The organism is Microbulbifer sp. SE14 (assembly GCF_059834885.1).
The window spans coordinates 1-597 of record NZ_JCBAJA010000089.1; the positions used below are offsets into that span (position 1 = coordinate 1).

The following is a 597-nucleotide window of genomic DNA, read 5'->3' on the forward strand; positions in this document are numbered from 1 at the left end:
AGCCTGGAGTTGCTGTTCGAGATCTTTGTTGTCCATTGTTCTGCTCATGGTATCCTCCGGTGCAGAGTACGGGGGCATGAGCAGTTACACAATTTAATTTACAGTCTCGTTATATTAGAATTTGAGATGTATAAGGTTGGCAGCGAAAGATCAACAAGCTTCGCATCAATATTGGCTAGCTCAACATTATTCTCAAGAAACTCTCCTGAAAATTCAAAAATATTTGAATAATTTCTATCCCGCCCCTTGTTATCAAATCGAAGCAGTGTCCAACCTGTCACCTTGTTTTCAAAGTATATACTGCCTGACTGCCCAATTATACTGCCGCCTATCCAACGATTACCGCCCGATACATTAACATGTTTTCCGGCACTTATATTGGATTCTTCAAAATAAACTGCCACACGGCCGCCGCCACCACCGTTGTAGCCATCCGCCCCACCAGCCAAGATCCTGTCGGACGACGAGCTGACTGTCAGCTGCCCAACATCCAACCAGATTGAGCCTCCCGATCCGACACCATAGTCGTGACCATAAGTCTGACCGCCTTTCGCAATAATGCGACCATCGAGACGCAACTCTCCGGAGATATTCAGC

General features: G+C 46.4%; 1 protein-coding gene. It reads right to left on the minus strand.

Annotation, left to right across the window (positions count from 1 at the left end; translation table 11 throughout):
* Positions 1-98: 98 nt before the first annotated feature.
* Positions 99-597 (minus strand): hypothetical protein (locus tag AC6R19_RS22775; protein ID WP_500582159.1); only part of this gene is annotated, 499 nt, incomplete at its 5' end.